General features: G+C 62.8%; 13 protein-coding genes. 3 read left to right on the top strand and 10 right to left on the bottom strand.

What is annotated here, in order from left to right:
• Positions 1-53: 53 nt before the first annotated feature.
• The 7 genes from tcuB to ONR75_RS13940 all read right to left on the bottom strand — a co-directional run bounded on the left by tcuB (position 54) and on the right by ONR75_RS13940 (position 7944).
• Positions 54-1277, bottom strand: a complete 1224-nt coding sequence (gene tcuB / locus ONR75_RS13970) for a tricarballylate utilization 4Fe-4S protein TcuB (protein WP_413776473.1) — start codon at positions 1275-1277, stop codon at positions 54-56.
• A complete protein-coding gene (gene tcuA, locus ONR75_RS13965) occupies positions 1261-2709 on the bottom strand; it encodes an FAD-dependent tricarballylate dehydrogenase TcuA (RefSeq protein WP_265083116.1) in 1449 nt (482 codons plus the stop codon). Before tcuA ends, tcuB begins: the two co-directional genes overlap by 17 nt.
• Positions 2710-2753: 44 nt before the next feature.
• Positions 2754-3506: an IclR family transcriptional regulator gene (locus tag ONR75_RS13960; RefSeq protein ID WP_265083115.1), complete on the bottom strand. Its 753-nt coding sequence runs from the start codon at positions 3504-3506 to the stop codon at positions 2754-2756.
• Between the two features lie 9 nt (positions 3507-3515).
• The gene (locus ONR75_RS13955) at positions 3516-4403 is read right to left on the bottom strand and encodes an NAD(P)-dependent oxidoreductase (RefSeq protein ID WP_265083114.1); all 888 of its coding nucleotides are present in this window, start codon (positions 4401-4403) and stop codon (positions 3516-3518) included.
• Positions 4404-4476: 73 nt separating this feature from the next.
• Positions 4477-5688 (bottom strand): ABC transporter substrate-binding protein, encoded by a 1212-nt coding sequence (locus ONR75_RS13950; RefSeq protein ID WP_265083113.1) that lies wholly within the window; start codon positions 5686-5688, stop codon positions 4477-4479.
• A 13-nt stretch (positions 5689-5701) separates the two neighbouring features.
• The gene (locus ONR75_RS13945; protein WP_265083112.1) at positions 5702-6559 is read right to left on the bottom strand and encodes an alpha/beta fold hydrolase; all 858 of its coding nucleotides are present in this window, start codon (positions 6557-6559) and stop codon (positions 5702-5704) included.
• On the bottom strand, positions 6556-7944 hold the full coding sequence (locus tag ONR75_RS13940) for a Bug family tripartite tricarboxylate transporter substrate binding protein (RefSeq protein WP_265083111.1): 1389 nt from the start codon (positions 7942-7944) through the stop codon (positions 6556-6558). The genes ONR75_RS13945 and ONR75_RS13940 overlap by 4 nt, the downstream gene beginning before the upstream one ends.
• Positions 7945-8138: 194 nt before the next feature.
• On the opposite strand from ONR75_RS13940, the gene ONR75_RS13935 reads away from it, so the two are divergent.
• The 3 genes from ONR75_RS13935 (at position 8139) to ONR75_RS13925 (ending at position 11844) form a co-directional block, all read left to right on the top strand.
• Entirely contained in the window at positions 8139-9563 is a 1425-nt protein-coding gene (locus tag ONR75_RS13935) for an NAD-dependent succinate-semialdehyde dehydrogenase (RefSeq protein WP_265083110.1), read from the top strand.
• Positions 9564-9720: 157 nt separating this feature from the next.
• Complete coding sequence (locus ONR75_RS13930) at positions 9721-10566, top strand: N-acyl homoserine lactonase family protein (protein WP_265083109.1); 846 nt, start codon at positions 9721-9723, stop codon at positions 10564-10566.
• A gap of 192 nt (positions 10567-10758) precedes the next feature.
• Positions 10759-11844, top strand: a complete 1086-nt coding sequence (locus ONR75_RS13925) for an IS5 family transposase (protein WP_265079700.1) — start codon at positions 10759-10761, stop codon at positions 11842-11844.
• 132 nt (positions 11845-11976) lie between these two features.
• Here ONR75_RS13925 and ONR75_RS13920 read toward each other — a convergent pair whose 3' ends face one another.
• From ONR75_RS13920 to ONR75_RS13910, 3 genes are all read right to left on the bottom strand, one after another.
• A complete protein-coding gene (locus ONR75_RS13920) occupies positions 11977-12342 on the bottom strand; it encodes a DUF983 domain-containing protein (RefSeq protein ID WP_265083655.1) in 366 nt (121 codons plus the stop codon).
• A gap of 83 nt (positions 12343-12425) precedes the next feature.
• On the bottom strand, positions 12426-13304 hold the full coding sequence (locus ONR75_RS13915) for an SMP-30/gluconolactonase/LRE family protein (RefSeq protein WP_265083108.1): 879 nt from the start codon (positions 13302-13304) through the stop codon (positions 12426-12428).
• Positions 13305-13340: 36 nt separating this feature from the next.
• Positions 13341-13661, bottom strand: coding sequence for a helix-turn-helix domain-containing protein (locus ONR75_RS13910; RefSeq protein WP_265083107.1), 321 nt, complete (start codon positions 13659-13661; stop codon positions 13341-13343).
• Between the last annotated feature and the right edge of the window lie 253 nt (positions 13662-13914).

Raw genomic sequence — 13914 nt, 5'->3', positions numbered from 1 at the left:
GACTGTTGGCGCTAGACGTCGCTCACGGTCAGCTATGCGCCAGAAGCCATCGTTCAGAGGGAAGGATCACTCTCCCCCAGTCCGATCCTGTTCGGCATCCGCTTCTCGATGTTGAACTTGAGCAGCGCGGCGGAGCGGAAGATGCCGTGGGCGAACTTGCCGTAAGGCAGCGTCAGGAACAGCGCCATCACGGTTCCCAAATGAATCGCCAGCCACAGCGCCATGGCACCGGTGTCGCGCAGCAGCAGGAGCGCAAAGCCGGTGATGCTGACCAGCAGCAACAGCATGATGAAGCCGCGGTCCATCGCCTTCTGATTGGCATCGGAGCGCAGCGCATCGCGCTGCAGATTCAGCCAGAGCAGGCCAATCGGCCCGACGATCAGCCCGATGCCGCCAAGCGAGCCGAGAATGACCGGCGCGCTGGTGAAGGCATAGGGCGCATGCAGGTTCCAGAGATAGTGATACAGCGTCGCCACGCAGGTGGCGGCAAAACACAACAGGAAGCCGTACAGCGTGAATTGATGGAAGCGGCGACGCCACAGTGAGAAGGCGTCGTCATTCTCGTTGCAGCCCTCGCCATGGCCACCGCCGAGATAGCGCAATCGCGCGACGTCGGTGACCGCTTCGGCCATCGCCGGCATCCGCGCCTTGGCGGCCGCGGCGATATCGGCTGGATGGTCACCCTTGGTCGGCGAAACTTCGCGCCAGAATTTGGTGACGCCGATGCCGAGCGCCAGGATGGCGAACAGGAACACGATGCCGAACAGCGCGGCCAGGAAATTATGCGGGAAGATCGCGTAGAAATTGCCCTGCAGCGGCTCGTGGATCAGCCGCCCCGTCATCGCGATGACCAGGATCATGAACAGTGCCAGACCGCCGGACAGTGCGAAAGCGACGGTGAGGCCGGCGCGCTCATAGAGCGCCCCGAAGGCGCGCGGCCACGCATAATCCTGATAGGTGCGCACCCGCAATTTGGCCATCGCCTGCGGGACATTGACGGCGAATTCGTGCGGCGGCGCATATTGGCACGCATAGAGGCACGAACCGCAGTTGTGGCAGAGGTTGGCGAGATAATGGGTGTCGGCGGCATTGAAATCGAGCCGCCGCGTCATCGCCGGAAACACGGCGCAGAATCCCTCGCAATAGCGGCAGGCATTGCAGATCTGCATGATCCGCGCGACCTCGGCCTCGCCGGCCGTCATTGCTACGGCGAAGTTGACGCCGCCCTCGCAGGCGCCGCCGGCGACGGGCGCGACCAACTCAGTGACCGGCGGCATAGCTGAACTCCTCGTGGAATGTGGGGTGGCGATGGCCGGCGCTGGCGGCGGCGTTGACGCCGGCGATGCGGCCGAAGGCGGTGCCGATGCTCATGCCGACGCCGGCGGTGTAGCCCTTGCCGAGCACATTGCCGGCAACCATCTCGCCGGCGGCAAACAGGTTGTCGCTCGGCGCGTTGCCGAACCGGCAGGCGGCGGTGGCATCGGTCTTCATGCCCAGATAGGTGAAGGTGATGCCGGGCCTGAGCGGATAGGCATAAAACGGTGCGGTATCGATCACCCGGGCCCAATGGGTCTTGGCCGGTGTCAGCCCCTCGGTGCGGCAATCATCGAGCGCGGTGTGATCGAAAGTGCCGGGCCGGCAAGCTGAATTGTAAGCGGCCAATGTCGCGACAAAGGTCGCGGGATCGACGCCGATCTTGACCGCAAGCTCCTCCAGCGTGTTGGCCGTGGTGCCGTCGAACACCGGCGGCATGAAGCGGCCGATGGCTTTCTGATCGATGATCGACCACGCCGTCTGGCCGGGCTGCTGTGCCACCAGACGGCCCCAGATCGCATAGCGCTTCGGCCAGAAGTCTTCGCCTTCGTCATAGAAGCGTTCGGCGTCGCGATTGACGACGACGCCAAGCGACACGCAATCGATCCGCGTGCAGATGCCGCCGTCGTACAGGGGCGCGCGGGCATCGATGGCGACACAGTGCGCCTGGGTGGGATCGCCGATGGTTTCCGCGCCTGCGTCGATCATGAACTTCAGCAGGACGCCCTGATTGAAGCGGGTGCCGCGGATCAGGAAATTCTCCGCGGTCCATTCGCCACGCTCGTTCTGGCCCCAGGCCTCGCGCTGCCATTCCAGATTGGACTCAAAGCCGCCGCAGCCGAGCACGCAGCTCTTGGCCTCGATGCGCTCGCCGGCCTCGGTGATGGCGGCGATGAAGCGGCCGTCCTTCACTTCAAGACTCTTCACCGGCGAATCGTAACGGATCTGCACGCCAAGCGCTTCGGCGCTGCGATAATACGCATTCACCAGCGCCTTGCCGCCGCCCATGAAGAACGCATTGGTCCTCGCCACATGCAGTGCACCGGACAGAGGTGGCTGGAAATGCACGCCATGCTTGCGCATCCACGGCCGGCAGCGCGACGAATGGCGGATGACCATCCGCGCCAGCGGCTCGTCCGTGAGGCCGCCGGTGACCTTCAGGAGATCCTGCCAGAATTCCTCTTCGGGATAGGCCTCGATCAGCACGTCCTGCGGTTCGTCATGCATGCAGCGCAGGTTGCGCACATGCATGGAATTGCCACCGCGCCATTCCTTCGGCGCCGATTCCAGCATCAGCACCGAGGCGCCGGCCTCGCGCGCCATCAGTGCCGAACACAGCGCCGCGTTGCCGCCGCCGATCACCAGCACGTCGGGCTGTGCAGAGATTGTTGCCATGGATCAGGAAGTCCCTTCGCAATGTGCCATCGTCAGCAATGCAGTCAGCCGCGATAGGCTGGCCACTCTCCACCGAGGTTGACCGTGAGCGCCTGCGCCACCGGGCCAAGCACGCGTTTCATTTCGGCGATCTCCGCTTCGCCGAAGCGTTCGCGCGGCCCCGACAGCGAGATCACCCCGATTAGCATGCCGCGCGGGCCGAACACCGGCGCCGCCACCGCCGCGCAGCTCGGATCGCGCTCGCCCAGCGACACATCCGACCCGACCCGGCGAATGGCGTCGTAACGTGGGCCGGTGCTACCGGCATAAGCCAGAATGATATGCCCGGCCGCACCGCGCAGCAGCGCGTAACTCTGACCGGCCTCGACGCGATCGAGCGTCGCATGGCGCGAATTGACCCGGTACAGGCAGAGGCGGTTATCGGCATCCTGCCGGACATGGAACGATGCGCTCTCGGTGCCGCGATCGACCAGTTCCTGCAACGCGGGCACCACGTGATGCCCGAGCGCATTCTTGCGGGAGAAGGCTGCACCAAGGCGGAACGCCGCCGGCCCGAGGTCGTAGCTGCCGTCAGGCAGCCGCGTGACATAGCCGTTCGCGATCAGTGATCCCAGCAGCCGCAGGATCGTGCTCTTGTAAAAGCCGGTGCGCACCGCCAGTTCGGCCAACGTCATCGTTTGGTCGGCGCTTTCCAGCGCAGCCACGATCGACAGTGCCCGCTCGACCGCAGCCACGCCCTCGCCGGCGTCGCGAACGGCCGGCTGGGGCTTCACTTGTGAGGGCGCGGGCTTCTTCATGGGTATCCGTCAGGCCGTGTGCGACGCCTTGATCACGCGCGCCAGTACTGGCCAGTAGAGATCGCCATGCCCGGCGTCAATCGCCTCGCCGAGCAACTTGTCGGCGAGTTCCGCTCCCTGCAACCTGATGTCGACGGACTTGGCGAGATCGAGCGCGTAGCTGATATCCTTGCGGGCATATTCGGTCGAGAAGGCACGTTCCGGGAAGGTGTCCGGCAACATCGCCTTCATGCCGTGATTGCGCAGGGCAAAGCTGTCGGCGGACCCCTTGGCAAGCGTCTCGAAGACCACTTTGGGATCGAGCCCGGCGCGCCTCGCCGTTTCCAGCGCCTCGCCCAGCGCGACGACGGTTTCCATCAGCACCATGTTGTTGAGGATCTTGACCACCTGCCCGGCGCCGACAGCGCCACAATGAGTGATGTCGGTGGCGAAGGTCGCGATCAGCGGCTGCAATTTCGCGAAGATCGCCGCATCGGCGCCGACCATCACGCTCAGCGTGCCCTCTTCCGCAGCCTGCCGGGTCCGCGCGATCGGCGCATCGGCATAGGCCGCACCTTTGGCAGCGAACCGCTTGGCGAGTTCGCGGCTGGCTTCCACCGGCGAGGTGCCGAGATCGACAATGGTGTGGCGCGCCTGCGCATGGGCGACCAGCCCATCGTCGCCGTCACATACCGCGGCAACATGCTTGCCGCTCGGCAGCGCCATAAAGATCACGTCGCAGCTGTTTGCCAGCTCGGCGAGCGTTGCCGCGCGCTTGACGCCGGCCTCCGCCAGCCGTTCGAGCGGCGCATCGGCGCGGTCGAAGCCGTAGACCGGCAGGCCCGACTTGCGTGCCAGATTGCGGCACATCGGCTCGCCCATGACGCCCAGACCGATAAAACCAATGGCATTCGTCATGCCGTATTCCTTCTATTCCAAGTTCAATTGAGAAGCGGGCGCAGCCGGGCTGCGCCCGCGATCTTGCGGCGGCTCAGCCCTTCGCCAGCGGGCACCCGCCTTCGCTCATCGGCCGGAATGCCTGTTCGCCCGGCGAGGTCGTGATCACCTTATAGTAGTCAAATTTGTATTTCGACTCTTCGGGCTTCTTCACCTGCACCAGATACATGGTGTGCAGCACGCGCCCGTCGGGACGCACGACGACATCCTTGTTGTACATGTCGTTGACCTTCATTTCGTGCATCTTCTGGGCAACGATGGCGGGGTCCTTGGTGCCGGCGGCCTTCACCGCCGCAAGATAGTGATGTACGCCGCTATAGACGCCGGCCTGCACCATGCTCGGCACCTTGCCGCCAGTCAGCGCCAGGTAACGCTTGGTCCAGGCACGGGTCTCATCGTTGAGATCCCAATAGAACGAGGTCGTCACCTGCAACCCCTGGGTCGCCTTGAGGCCGAGCGCATTGACGTCGGTAATGAAGACCAGAAGACCGGCGAGCTGCTGCCCGCTTTCGACGATGCCGAATTCGCCGGCCTGCTTGATGGCGGTCTGCACGTCCGCACCGGAGGTGGCAAGTCCCACCACCTTGGCCTTCGAGCCCTGCGCCTGCAGCAGGAATGACGCCATGTCGGTCGTGCCCAGCGGATGCGCGGCCGAGCCGATCACCTTGCCGCCGGCCGCCTCGATGAACTTGGTGGCGTCGCGCTGCAGTGCATGGCCGAAGGCGTAGTCCGCCGAGATGAAATACCAGGTCGGGCCTCCGGCCTTGGTCACCGCTTCGCTGGTCAGCTTCGACAGCGCGTAGGTGTCGTAATTAAAGTGGAACGAGATCGGCGAACAGGACTTGCCGGTGAAGTCCGACGAGCCGGGGCCGCTGATGGTGAAGATCTTGTTCTTCTGGCGGGCGACTTCGAGGATGGCGAAGCCGGCGGACGATGCCGCGCCGTCGGCGATCATGTCGACGCCTTCGGTGTCGAACCAGCGGCGCGCAGTGGATGCCGCGATGTCCGCCTTGTTCTGGTGATCGGCCGAGATCACCTCGATCTTTTGCCCGAGCAACTCGCCGCCGAAATCTTCCGCCGCGAGCTTTGCGGCAGCCACCGAACCCGGGCCGCCGTTGTCTGCGAACACGCCGGATTGGTCGTTCAGGACGCCGATCTTGATCGTCTCGGCGGCGCCGGCGATTTGCACCGACAGCAGCAGTGCAGCGGATAGATAGAGACTTGTCGTAAATGCCTTGATCGTCATGTGATGCTCCTCCTCAGGTTGCTTTTTGTTGTAGGATCTCTGCGAGGACCGGCGCGATGTAGCGCCTGAACTGCACGGGATTTTCGCTCATCGGGAAATGGCCGAGTTGCTCCATGATGGTCACGTCCGCGCCGTCAATGCTTTCGGCCGTGCGCACGGTATCCTCCGGCATGCAGGAGAAATCGTATTCGCCGGTGAGCAGATACAACGGACAGATCTTCGTATCGATCGCGTTGGTGCGGCCGCGCAGGTCGCCATCGACGCGATAGAAATAAAGATCGCCCTTGAACACGCCGGGGCCGCCCTGTTTGTAGGCCCACAGCGTTTCCATCCGGGCCGCCGCCGGACTTTGCGGCGCGACCAGGCCGGAGACCAGCGCCGCGCAAACCTCGCCGCCGTGAATGTCCGGACGGTTCAGCCAGGCGGTGTCGTACCACGGCGCCTGGAAATCCGCGGCTTCCAGACCGATCAGCGCGCTGAATTCGCTGGCATGATCGATGGCGAGATTAAGCACAATGCGGCCGCCGATCGAGCATCCCATGACCACCGGTCTGTCGAGCGCCAGCGCGGCGCAGAATGCACGAATGGTGTCGGTGTAGCGCGCCGTGGTCAGCTGATATTCACTGCCATCCCATGCCTCAGGCGGATTCGACTTGCCGTGCCAGGGCATGTCGAAGGCGATGATTCGATAGTGTTTGGTAAATTCGGGATCGGCGAGCAGATAGCGCCACTGCCGCCCGTCGGAGCCCGCGGTGTGCAGGCAGACGAGCGGAATACCCTGCCCGGCTTCCTCGAAATAGATTCGGTGAGTGATGCCGTCGATATCGACATGCACGTAGCGGCCGATCATCGGCTCAATGTAAGCTGTCATGCCGCGCCTCCCGTCCCGCGCGGCAGAGCCAACAGGTCCTTGAAATATTGCAGGTTGGTCATGAAAGGTCGGATATCGCCGTCGAGCGTGGCCACACCGCGCTTGGTCAGCGAAAGCAGATCGTGCCATCCGGCCTTCGGCATCGGTTGCCAGAACGCGGTCCATGCCGCGGGCGTGGCCCGGTAGCCGAACGTCCAGGAGCGCATCAACACTGGCGCCGGCGCCATGTCGACGATGCGCCCGGCGTGGATAGCGACGTGAAACGCCTGCTCGGTCGATCCGAGCAGACAATCGACATCGAGGAAACGCCCGCGCTGGATCAGCGCGGCGTCGCCGTCGAGCAGGGCCGGAAGCCGCGCGAAGGCCGCGGCCACGTCGTCGTCAGATTTTTCAAGGCCGGATTCCTTGATGATGCGGCCCCATAGCTCGGTCTGCTTGGTGACGTGATCGGCAAGGCCTTGCGGCGTGCTGGTATCGGGCTCGAGGCCGATACCGGCAAAGAACTTCTCGGCCTCATCGGTGGCCATCACCTGGAGGAAAGCCTTGTTGAGCTTTTCGACGACGTCGGCCGGGACGTTCTTCGGTCCGAACAAGCCGCTCCACGCGGCAAAGTCGTAGCCGGGCAGACCGACCTCGGCCATCGGTGGCACCTCGGGCAGCGAGGCAACCTTGGCAAGAGTCGTGACGCCGAGTGCACGCAGGCTGCCCTGGTTGATGAATTCGCGGGTCACCGCCACGTCGGTGATGACGAATTCGATGCGGCCGCCGAGCAGATCGGTGATGGCTTGCGGCGTGCCCGGATAGGAAACGCGCACGGCGTCAATGCCCGCCATCGACTTGACGAGCTGCGCCGCCGCCATGCTGCCGGTATTGCCCGAGCCGTAGCTCAGCTTGCCGGGGTTGGCCTTGGCATAGGCGATGAACGTCTTGAGGTCGCTCGCCGGGAAATCCTTCGCCACGACCATGACCAGCGGATTGCGCGTCAGGCGCGCGATCGGCGTGAAGTCGGCCACCGGGTCGAACGGCATCTTGTTGTAGAGATGCACATTGGCCGAATGCGTCGAGTTGGTCGCAAGATAGAGCGTGTAGCCGTCGCCGGGCGCGCGTGCGACTTCCGCGGCGCCGATATTGGCGTTGGCGCCCGGCTTGTTGTCGACGAGGATTTTCTGGCCGAGCACCGCGCCGACCTTATCGGCAAGAAAGCGTGCTTCCACATCGGTGGCGCTGCCCGCCGGAAACGGCACCAGCAGTCGGATCATCTTGGTCGGATAGCTGTCGGATGCGCGTGCCGACGGCGCGACAGCCGTCGCACCGATGGCCAGCAGTGCCGCTGCTACAACCGAGCGCCGCGTCGGCGACCGCTTATCCATCTTGTCCGCTGTCATGTCTCTCTCCCATCCGTCTTTTGGCGGCGTTGGGTCGGCAGGTTCGCGGCGCGACGACACGCCCCTCCCCGATCCGATCCATTCCGCATTGTTCTGTCTAGCAGAATGCTTGTTCTGTTATATCAACATATGATTGGATGCCGCGCAAGTGAGGCGACCTCAATCCCTCCAAGAAATCAGAAGTGGACGCTGCAATGCCCTATCCAGAGATCGAGATGTATGTGGACGGAGGTTGGCGCCGTGCATCCGGCACGCCCATCATCAATCCCGCCGACGAAAGCGTGCTTGGCACCGTGCCGCATGCGAGCCGGAACGATCTGGACGATGCGCTCGACGCCGCCACTCGTGGATTTGCGGTATGGCGCAAGACCGCGCCGAATGCGCGCGCGCAGATCATCCTCCGTGCCGCTGCGCTGATCCGTACCCGCGTCGAGGAGATGGCGACGGCGATGGTCCTTGAGCAAGGCAAACCGCTCGATCAGGCCCGTCTTGAAGTCTTGCGGGGCTGCGAGATCATCGAATGGGACGCCACCGAAGGCATGCGCATCTATGGCCGCGTGATTCCAGCCGGTCCTCAACTGCAGCACACGGTGTATCGCCAGCCGATCGGCCCGGTTGCGGCATTCTCGCCGTGGAATTTTCCCATGAGCTCACCGGCTCGCAAGGTCGCCGGGGCGCTGGCGTCGGGCTGTTCGATCATCCTTAAAGCCTCGGAAGAGACGCCGGCCGGCGCGCTGCAACTGGTCCGCGCCTTCCACGATGCCGGCCTGCCCCCGGGCGTGCTCAATCTCGTCTTCGGCGACCCCGCGGAGATTTCCAGCTATCTGGTGCCGCATCCAGCGATCCGGCTGATCACCTTCACCGGCTCGGTGCCGATCGGCAAACATCTCGCCGCGATGGCCGGCCAGCACATGAAGCCGGCGATCATGGAACTGGGCGGCCATGGTCCGGTGATCGTCTGCGACGATGCCGATCCCGTGACCACCGCAAAGGCGTCGGTGATTACCAAATCGCGCAATGCCGGCCAGGTCTGCGTCGCGCCGACGCGATTCTTCGTCCATGAAAAGCATTACGAGAGCTTTGCGCAGACCTTTGCCGAAGGCGCGGCGAGCTTGAAGATGGGCAATGGCATGGATCCCTCCACCCAGCTCGGGCCACTGGCGAACCCGCGCCGCATCGCGGCGATGGAGCATCTGGTCGCGGATGCCAGGCAGCGCGGCGCGCGTGTCCTCGCCGGCGGCGAGCGCGTCGGCAATCGCGGCTACTTCTATCCGCTCACGGTTCTGGCTGACGTGCCGGACGATGCGCTGGCCATGACCAATGAACCGTTCGGGCCGCTCGCGCTGATCAATCCAGTGCGTGATCTCGACGAGGCGATCGCGAAAGCCAATGCCCTGCCGTTCGGCCTTGCGGCTTACGCCTTCACGACATCGGCGAGCAATGTGCAGCGCCTGTCCGAGGATGTCGAAACCGGCAACCTCACCATCAACCACTTCGTCGCCTCGACAGCGGAAACCCCGTTCGGCGGCGTCAAGGACAGCGGCTACGGTCGCGAAGGCGGTATTGAGGGTCTCGGTTGCTACACCGTCACCAAGAATGTCTCGCACAAGTTTGCATGAGACGGCGCAAAGGCGGCTTCTGCCCGGCCACCACCGGGCGTCGCCCTGCGCCGGCCACTTCGGACCGTTGGCGATGAGTCCTGATCGCTGTTAAGACCAAGAGGTCGAGGCACCAGATCGCCGACAAACAATTCAAAAATGAAGGAAGAGACGAGGGATGACGCCGCTACAGCCGACTTACGAAATCTATGCGATCCGCTACGCGACCATGACGGCCCGGACGCCGCAGATGAATCATTTGTCCCCGGACCCGCACGAGACGACAGCAGCCGATCTGGATTATTTCGTCTGGCTGATCCGCGGCAAGGATCGCGATATTCTTGTGGATACCGGCTTCAACGAGGCTGCGTCGAAGTCGCGCAAGCGGACACTCGACATGAATCCGGTGGACGCGCTGGCCCGGTTCGGCGTCCAGGCCGAGAATTTGCGCGACGTCATCATTACCCACCTGCACTATGATCACGCCGGAAATCTGGATCGTTTTCCCCGTGCAACGTTCCACCTGCAAGATCGGGAAATGAGCTATGCAACGGGCCGCTGCATGTGCAGCGGCGTGTTGCGACATCCCTTCTCCGCGGAGGACGTCACGCTGATGGTGCGGCATGTCTACGATGAGCGTGTCATCTTTCATGATGGCGACGGCGAGGTCGCACCCGGCGTCACGCTACATCGCGTCGGCGGACACTCCGATGGGCTGCAGGTGGTCCGCGTGGCGACAGCGCGCGGTCCCGTCGTATTGGCATCCGACGCCTCGCACTACTTCGCGAACATGCACCGCCGCAGCCCATTTCCGATCGTCTACAATATTGGCGACATGCATAACGGCTGGACGATCTGCGAGCGCCTGGCAGGCCACCCCGACCGCATCATTCCCGGCCACGATCCTCTCGTCAGGAAGCTCTACAGGCGAGTTGAAGGAGAGATCGATGCCTATGCATTGCACGAGGAGCCGTCACAGTCCTTCATGCGGCCGGACGCGCCGGATTTTCCCCAGACTTCGTAGCACGTACGCGGCAGCAGTCTGACGTTCGATCGCGGCCGAGACTGACATCCCCGCCATGCTCCGCACACCGGCCATCGTAAGGCCGCTGCAGTAGCGTTTCATAACAAGAACCTAGCAGTCTGCTGAAAAACCAGCTCGCCAAGCGGTTTTCTTGATGATTCACTTTGTCATCTCGAATCGGTGGAGACGAGCATGCGCGGCAATTTTGTGGATCAGGGCGGGTTGTTTTCGTACATTTCACCAGACAAGCGGGTGCCGACGAACCACCCTCTGAGGAAGATCCGCGAGCTTGTCCGGGATGTGCTGGGTGAGTTGAGCCGTAGCCTGGCGAAGCTTTACGCCAGCGAGGGACGTCCTTCGATTCCTCCCGAACAATTACTGAGCGCGCTGTTGCTGCAGGTGTTCTACGGCATCCGCTCGGAACGCCAGCTGATGGAGCAGCTGAACTATAATCTTTTATATCGCTGGTTCGTAGGGCTTTCACCGGACGATCCGGTCTGGGACCCGACCACCTTCACCAAGAACCGCGACAGGCTGCAGAACGGCGAGGTGTTTGCGAAGTTCATGGCCAGGCTCCTGAACCATTCCCAGGTCAGGCCGCTATTGTCGAACGAGCATTTTTCGGTGGACGGGACGCTGATCGAAGCCTGGGCTTCGCAGAAGAGCTTTCGTCCCAAGGACGGCAGTGGCGACGATGACAACGGCGCCAATTTCCATGGCCAGAAGCGCAAGAACGACACCCATGCCAGCACCAGCGATCCCGACAGCAGGCTCTACCGCAAGGCGGCCGGGCGCGAGGCCAGGCTTTGCTATATGGGCCACGCGACCATGGAGAACCGGCATGGCCTGGCAGTCGCCGGCATGGTTACGCACGCCAATGGCACGGCCGAGCGCCGCGCTTCGGAGACGATGTTGAAGGCTCGGCGCAAGACGGCCCGCCGCCGCATCACGGCCGGTGAGGACAAGGCCTACGACACCGCCGATCATGTGGCCAAGCTTCGCGCCATCGACGTGACGCCGCATGTGACGCAAAACAACGCCGTCACCAAAGCCGGCAAGACCCGCACCAGCGCCATCGACGATCGCACCACACGACATCCCGGCTATGGCATGTCGCAATCACGCCGAGCGATGATCGAGTGCATCTTCGGCTGGGGCAAACAACACGGCACCATGCGCAAGACCAAGCATCGCGGCATCGGTCGCGTCGCCGCCGACTTTCTCCTTAACCTGATCGCCTACAATCTGATCCGCATCCCCAAACTGCTCGCAGCATAGGCCACCGGCTTCGGGGACAACCCCGGCACCCCGCCGATAAGCGCGCTCCCTCACCGCTCCCCACTTCGATAACGACCGCAGAGAGACAAGAAAACTCTCAAATCTAGGGTTTTTCAGCAGACTGCTAGAGGCTCAATCCCGGATCCTGGGAACCAACCGCCCTTGCATCGCCCTGTGATTGTGCTGCAGGGCGATGAGAAGGCTTTTCAGGACCCTCAGCGGCCAGAGGGTCAACGCGAGAATCATCGGAACCCACAGCGCCGCGTGTAGCCAGTATGGAGGCTGGTATTTGACCTCGGTGACCAAGGCCGCTCCGACCACGATTGCGCCTGCGATCATGATAACAAATATAGCAGGCCCGTCGCCCGAATCCGCGAAACTGAAGTCCAGGCCGCACACGTCGCATTGAGGTTTCAGGGTCAGATATCCACTGAACAACCTGCCCTTGCCGCATCGGGGACAACGGCACAGTAGGCCTGCCAGGTATGGTGACGGCATGCCCTCAGGAGCTTGCTTGTCTAGGAATTTCATTCCAACTTTCCGGATGGTCGCGTCTGGCGGCCAGCCCATTTTCGGATTCGCTAATGGAAACCAGTTTCCGCGAGCCGAATGGAAACCGCGGCGCAAGGTACGTCGACAAGGGCCGTCTCGACGCTCGCGGTCTGCTGGCGGTCGGGATAGTCCGCCACATTGGCGGCGACCGTCAGGCAGAAGAGCGTCCGGCCGTCGCGGCCACCCAACTGACAGGCCACCGCATGGCGTCCTGGCACGTGGACGCGATGGGTGACTCGCCCGCCTTGGAGTATCCGCACGAAAAGCGGCTGCCGCGCAGCCGCCGCCCAGACAGCTCCCTCCGAATCCGCGCAGATGCCGAGTGGGCTCATTCTCTCGAAATTCGCGAAGACCTTTCTATGCAGCAATTCGCCATCGCCATCGATCTGAAAGGCGAGAACGCGGTTGCCGAGGGTCTCCGAGACAAGGAGGTCATGTGCGCTTGTGATCGCCAATCCGCTCGGATGGGCCATCCCGTGTGCAACCGACCGAACGGCACCATCTGTCGTAGCCAGAAGCACGCGAGCCGATGAGAAGCCGTCGGGACCGGCGGCGGCGGCGTCGAACGCAGTCACGTACGCGTTTCCGTCGCGCGCGACCGCCAAGTCGCGCAAGAATCCGGCTGCGTGGTCCGACATGTCAGCGTGGACGATCTGGTTCCCGGACCCGAAGTTCAGGATCTTTCGCTGGCTCATCGACGCGACCAGCAGGTCTCCGCCAGGCAAGAACCCCAAGCCGGACGGGCGACTTGGCACGTCCGCGGCAACCGAGACCTTGCCGTTAAGATCGATCCGGAAGACCTTTCCGGCGCGGGTATCGGATACCCACAAGGCGCCCAAGTGCCATCTGGGTGCCTTCAGGCGCCAGAAGCCGCTCGCCAGCAGGCTTGTCTTCAGAGTTTTCGTCATTGTCGGCCGGGCAATCGTTGTTGCAGCACCCCGTAGCTATCGAGCGCGCTCCAGGCTTCGCGAAGTTGAAGGCTTGGGCGGCTTGATGTTCTTCATCTTCGGCTTCGTGATATGCTCTCTTAGCCGGACGCCCCGACCTGTGGCTGAACTGGTGCTGTCGGGATTGATCAATTCGACCCCGGCGCTTTCAAGCGCAGAGACCAACTTCATCAGGGAATCAACGTTGCCGCGAATAACACCGTCGCTCGCCTCCATGCGCTGGATGGTGGGCACGGAAAGATCCGCCAGTTCGGCCGTTTGCCGCTGATCTATGTTCAGCAACGCGCGAGCGGCCCTGAGTTGGTTGGCGGTAATCATAAGCTGTCGGCCTCCGGTGCGATGTTCGCCTAATATAGATACACTATACAAATCCGCGCTTCAACCATCAATTTACATGCGCAAGATATCATTCCCGTTTTTATGTGCAATCTCCCAGATCGACGGGGGTAGCCTTGCCTCTTGCAATGTAATGGCGCCCCGACGAGCGAGCTGCCAGTCCCTGCGAACACCATTCGCGCAATTCAAATTGGCTTGCATGTTGTACATTACGTGATAAAAGATGTTTTATGCA

Source organism: Rhodopseudomonas sp. P2A-2r (assembly GCF_026015985.1).
Lineage (GTDB): Bacteria > Pseudomonadota > Alphaproteobacteria > Rhizobiales > Xanthobacteraceae > Tardiphaga.
This window is presented reverse-complemented; position numbering and strand designations above follow the sequence as displayed.

Bases quoted from the DNA above. Each gene is read 5' to 3' on its own strand.
- tcuB (WP_413776473.1), bottom strand. From the start codon at position 1,277: ATGCCGCCGGTCACTGAGTTGGTCGCGCCCGTCGCCGGCGGCGCCTGC.
- tcuA (WP_265083116.1), bottom strand. From the start codon at position 2,709: ATGGCAACAATCTCTGCACAGCCCGACGTGCTGGTGATCGGCGGCGGC.
- ONR75_RS13960 (WP_265083115.1), bottom strand. From the start codon at position 3,506: ATGAAGAAGCCCGCGCCCTCACAAGTGAAGCCCCAGCCGGCCGTTCGC.
- ONR75_RS13955 (WP_265083114.1), bottom strand. From the start codon at position 4,403: ATGACGAATGCCATTGGTTTTATCGGTCTGGGCGTCATGGGCGAGCCG.
- ONR75_RS13950 (WP_265083113.1), bottom strand. From the start codon at position 5,688: ATGACGATCAAGGCATTTACGACAAGTCTCTATCTATCCGCTGCACTG.
- ONR75_RS13945 (WP_265083112.1), bottom strand. From the start codon at position 6,559: ATGACAGCTTACATTGAGCCGATGATCGGCCGCTACGTGCATGTCGAT.
- ONR75_RS13940 (WP_265083111.1), bottom strand. From the start codon at position 7,944: ATGACAGCGGACAAGATGGATAAGCGGTCGCCGACGCGGCGCTCGGTT.
- ONR75_RS13935 (WP_265083110.1), top strand. From the start codon at position 8,139: ATGCCCTATCCAGAGATCGAGATGTATGTGGACGGAGGTTGGCGCCGT.
- ONR75_RS13930 (WP_265083109.1), top strand. From the start codon at position 9,721: ATGACGCCGCTACAGCCGACTTACGAAATCTATGCGATCCGCTACGCG.
- ONR75_RS13925 (WP_265079700.1), top strand. From the start codon at position 10,759: ATGCGCGGCAATTTTGTGGATCAGGGCGGGTTGTTTTCGTACATTTCA.
- ONR75_RS13920 (WP_265083655.1), bottom strand. From the start codon at position 12,342: ATGCCGTCACCATACCTGGCAGGCCTACTGTGCCGTTGTCCCCGATGC.
- ONR75_RS13915 (WP_265083108.1), bottom strand. From the start codon at position 13,304: ATGACGAAAACTCTGAAGACAAGCCTGCTGGCGAGCGGCTTCTGGCGC.
- ONR75_RS13910 (WP_265083107.1), bottom strand. From the start codon at position 13,661: ATGATTACCGCCAACCAACTCAGGGCCGCTCGCGCGTTGCTGAACATA.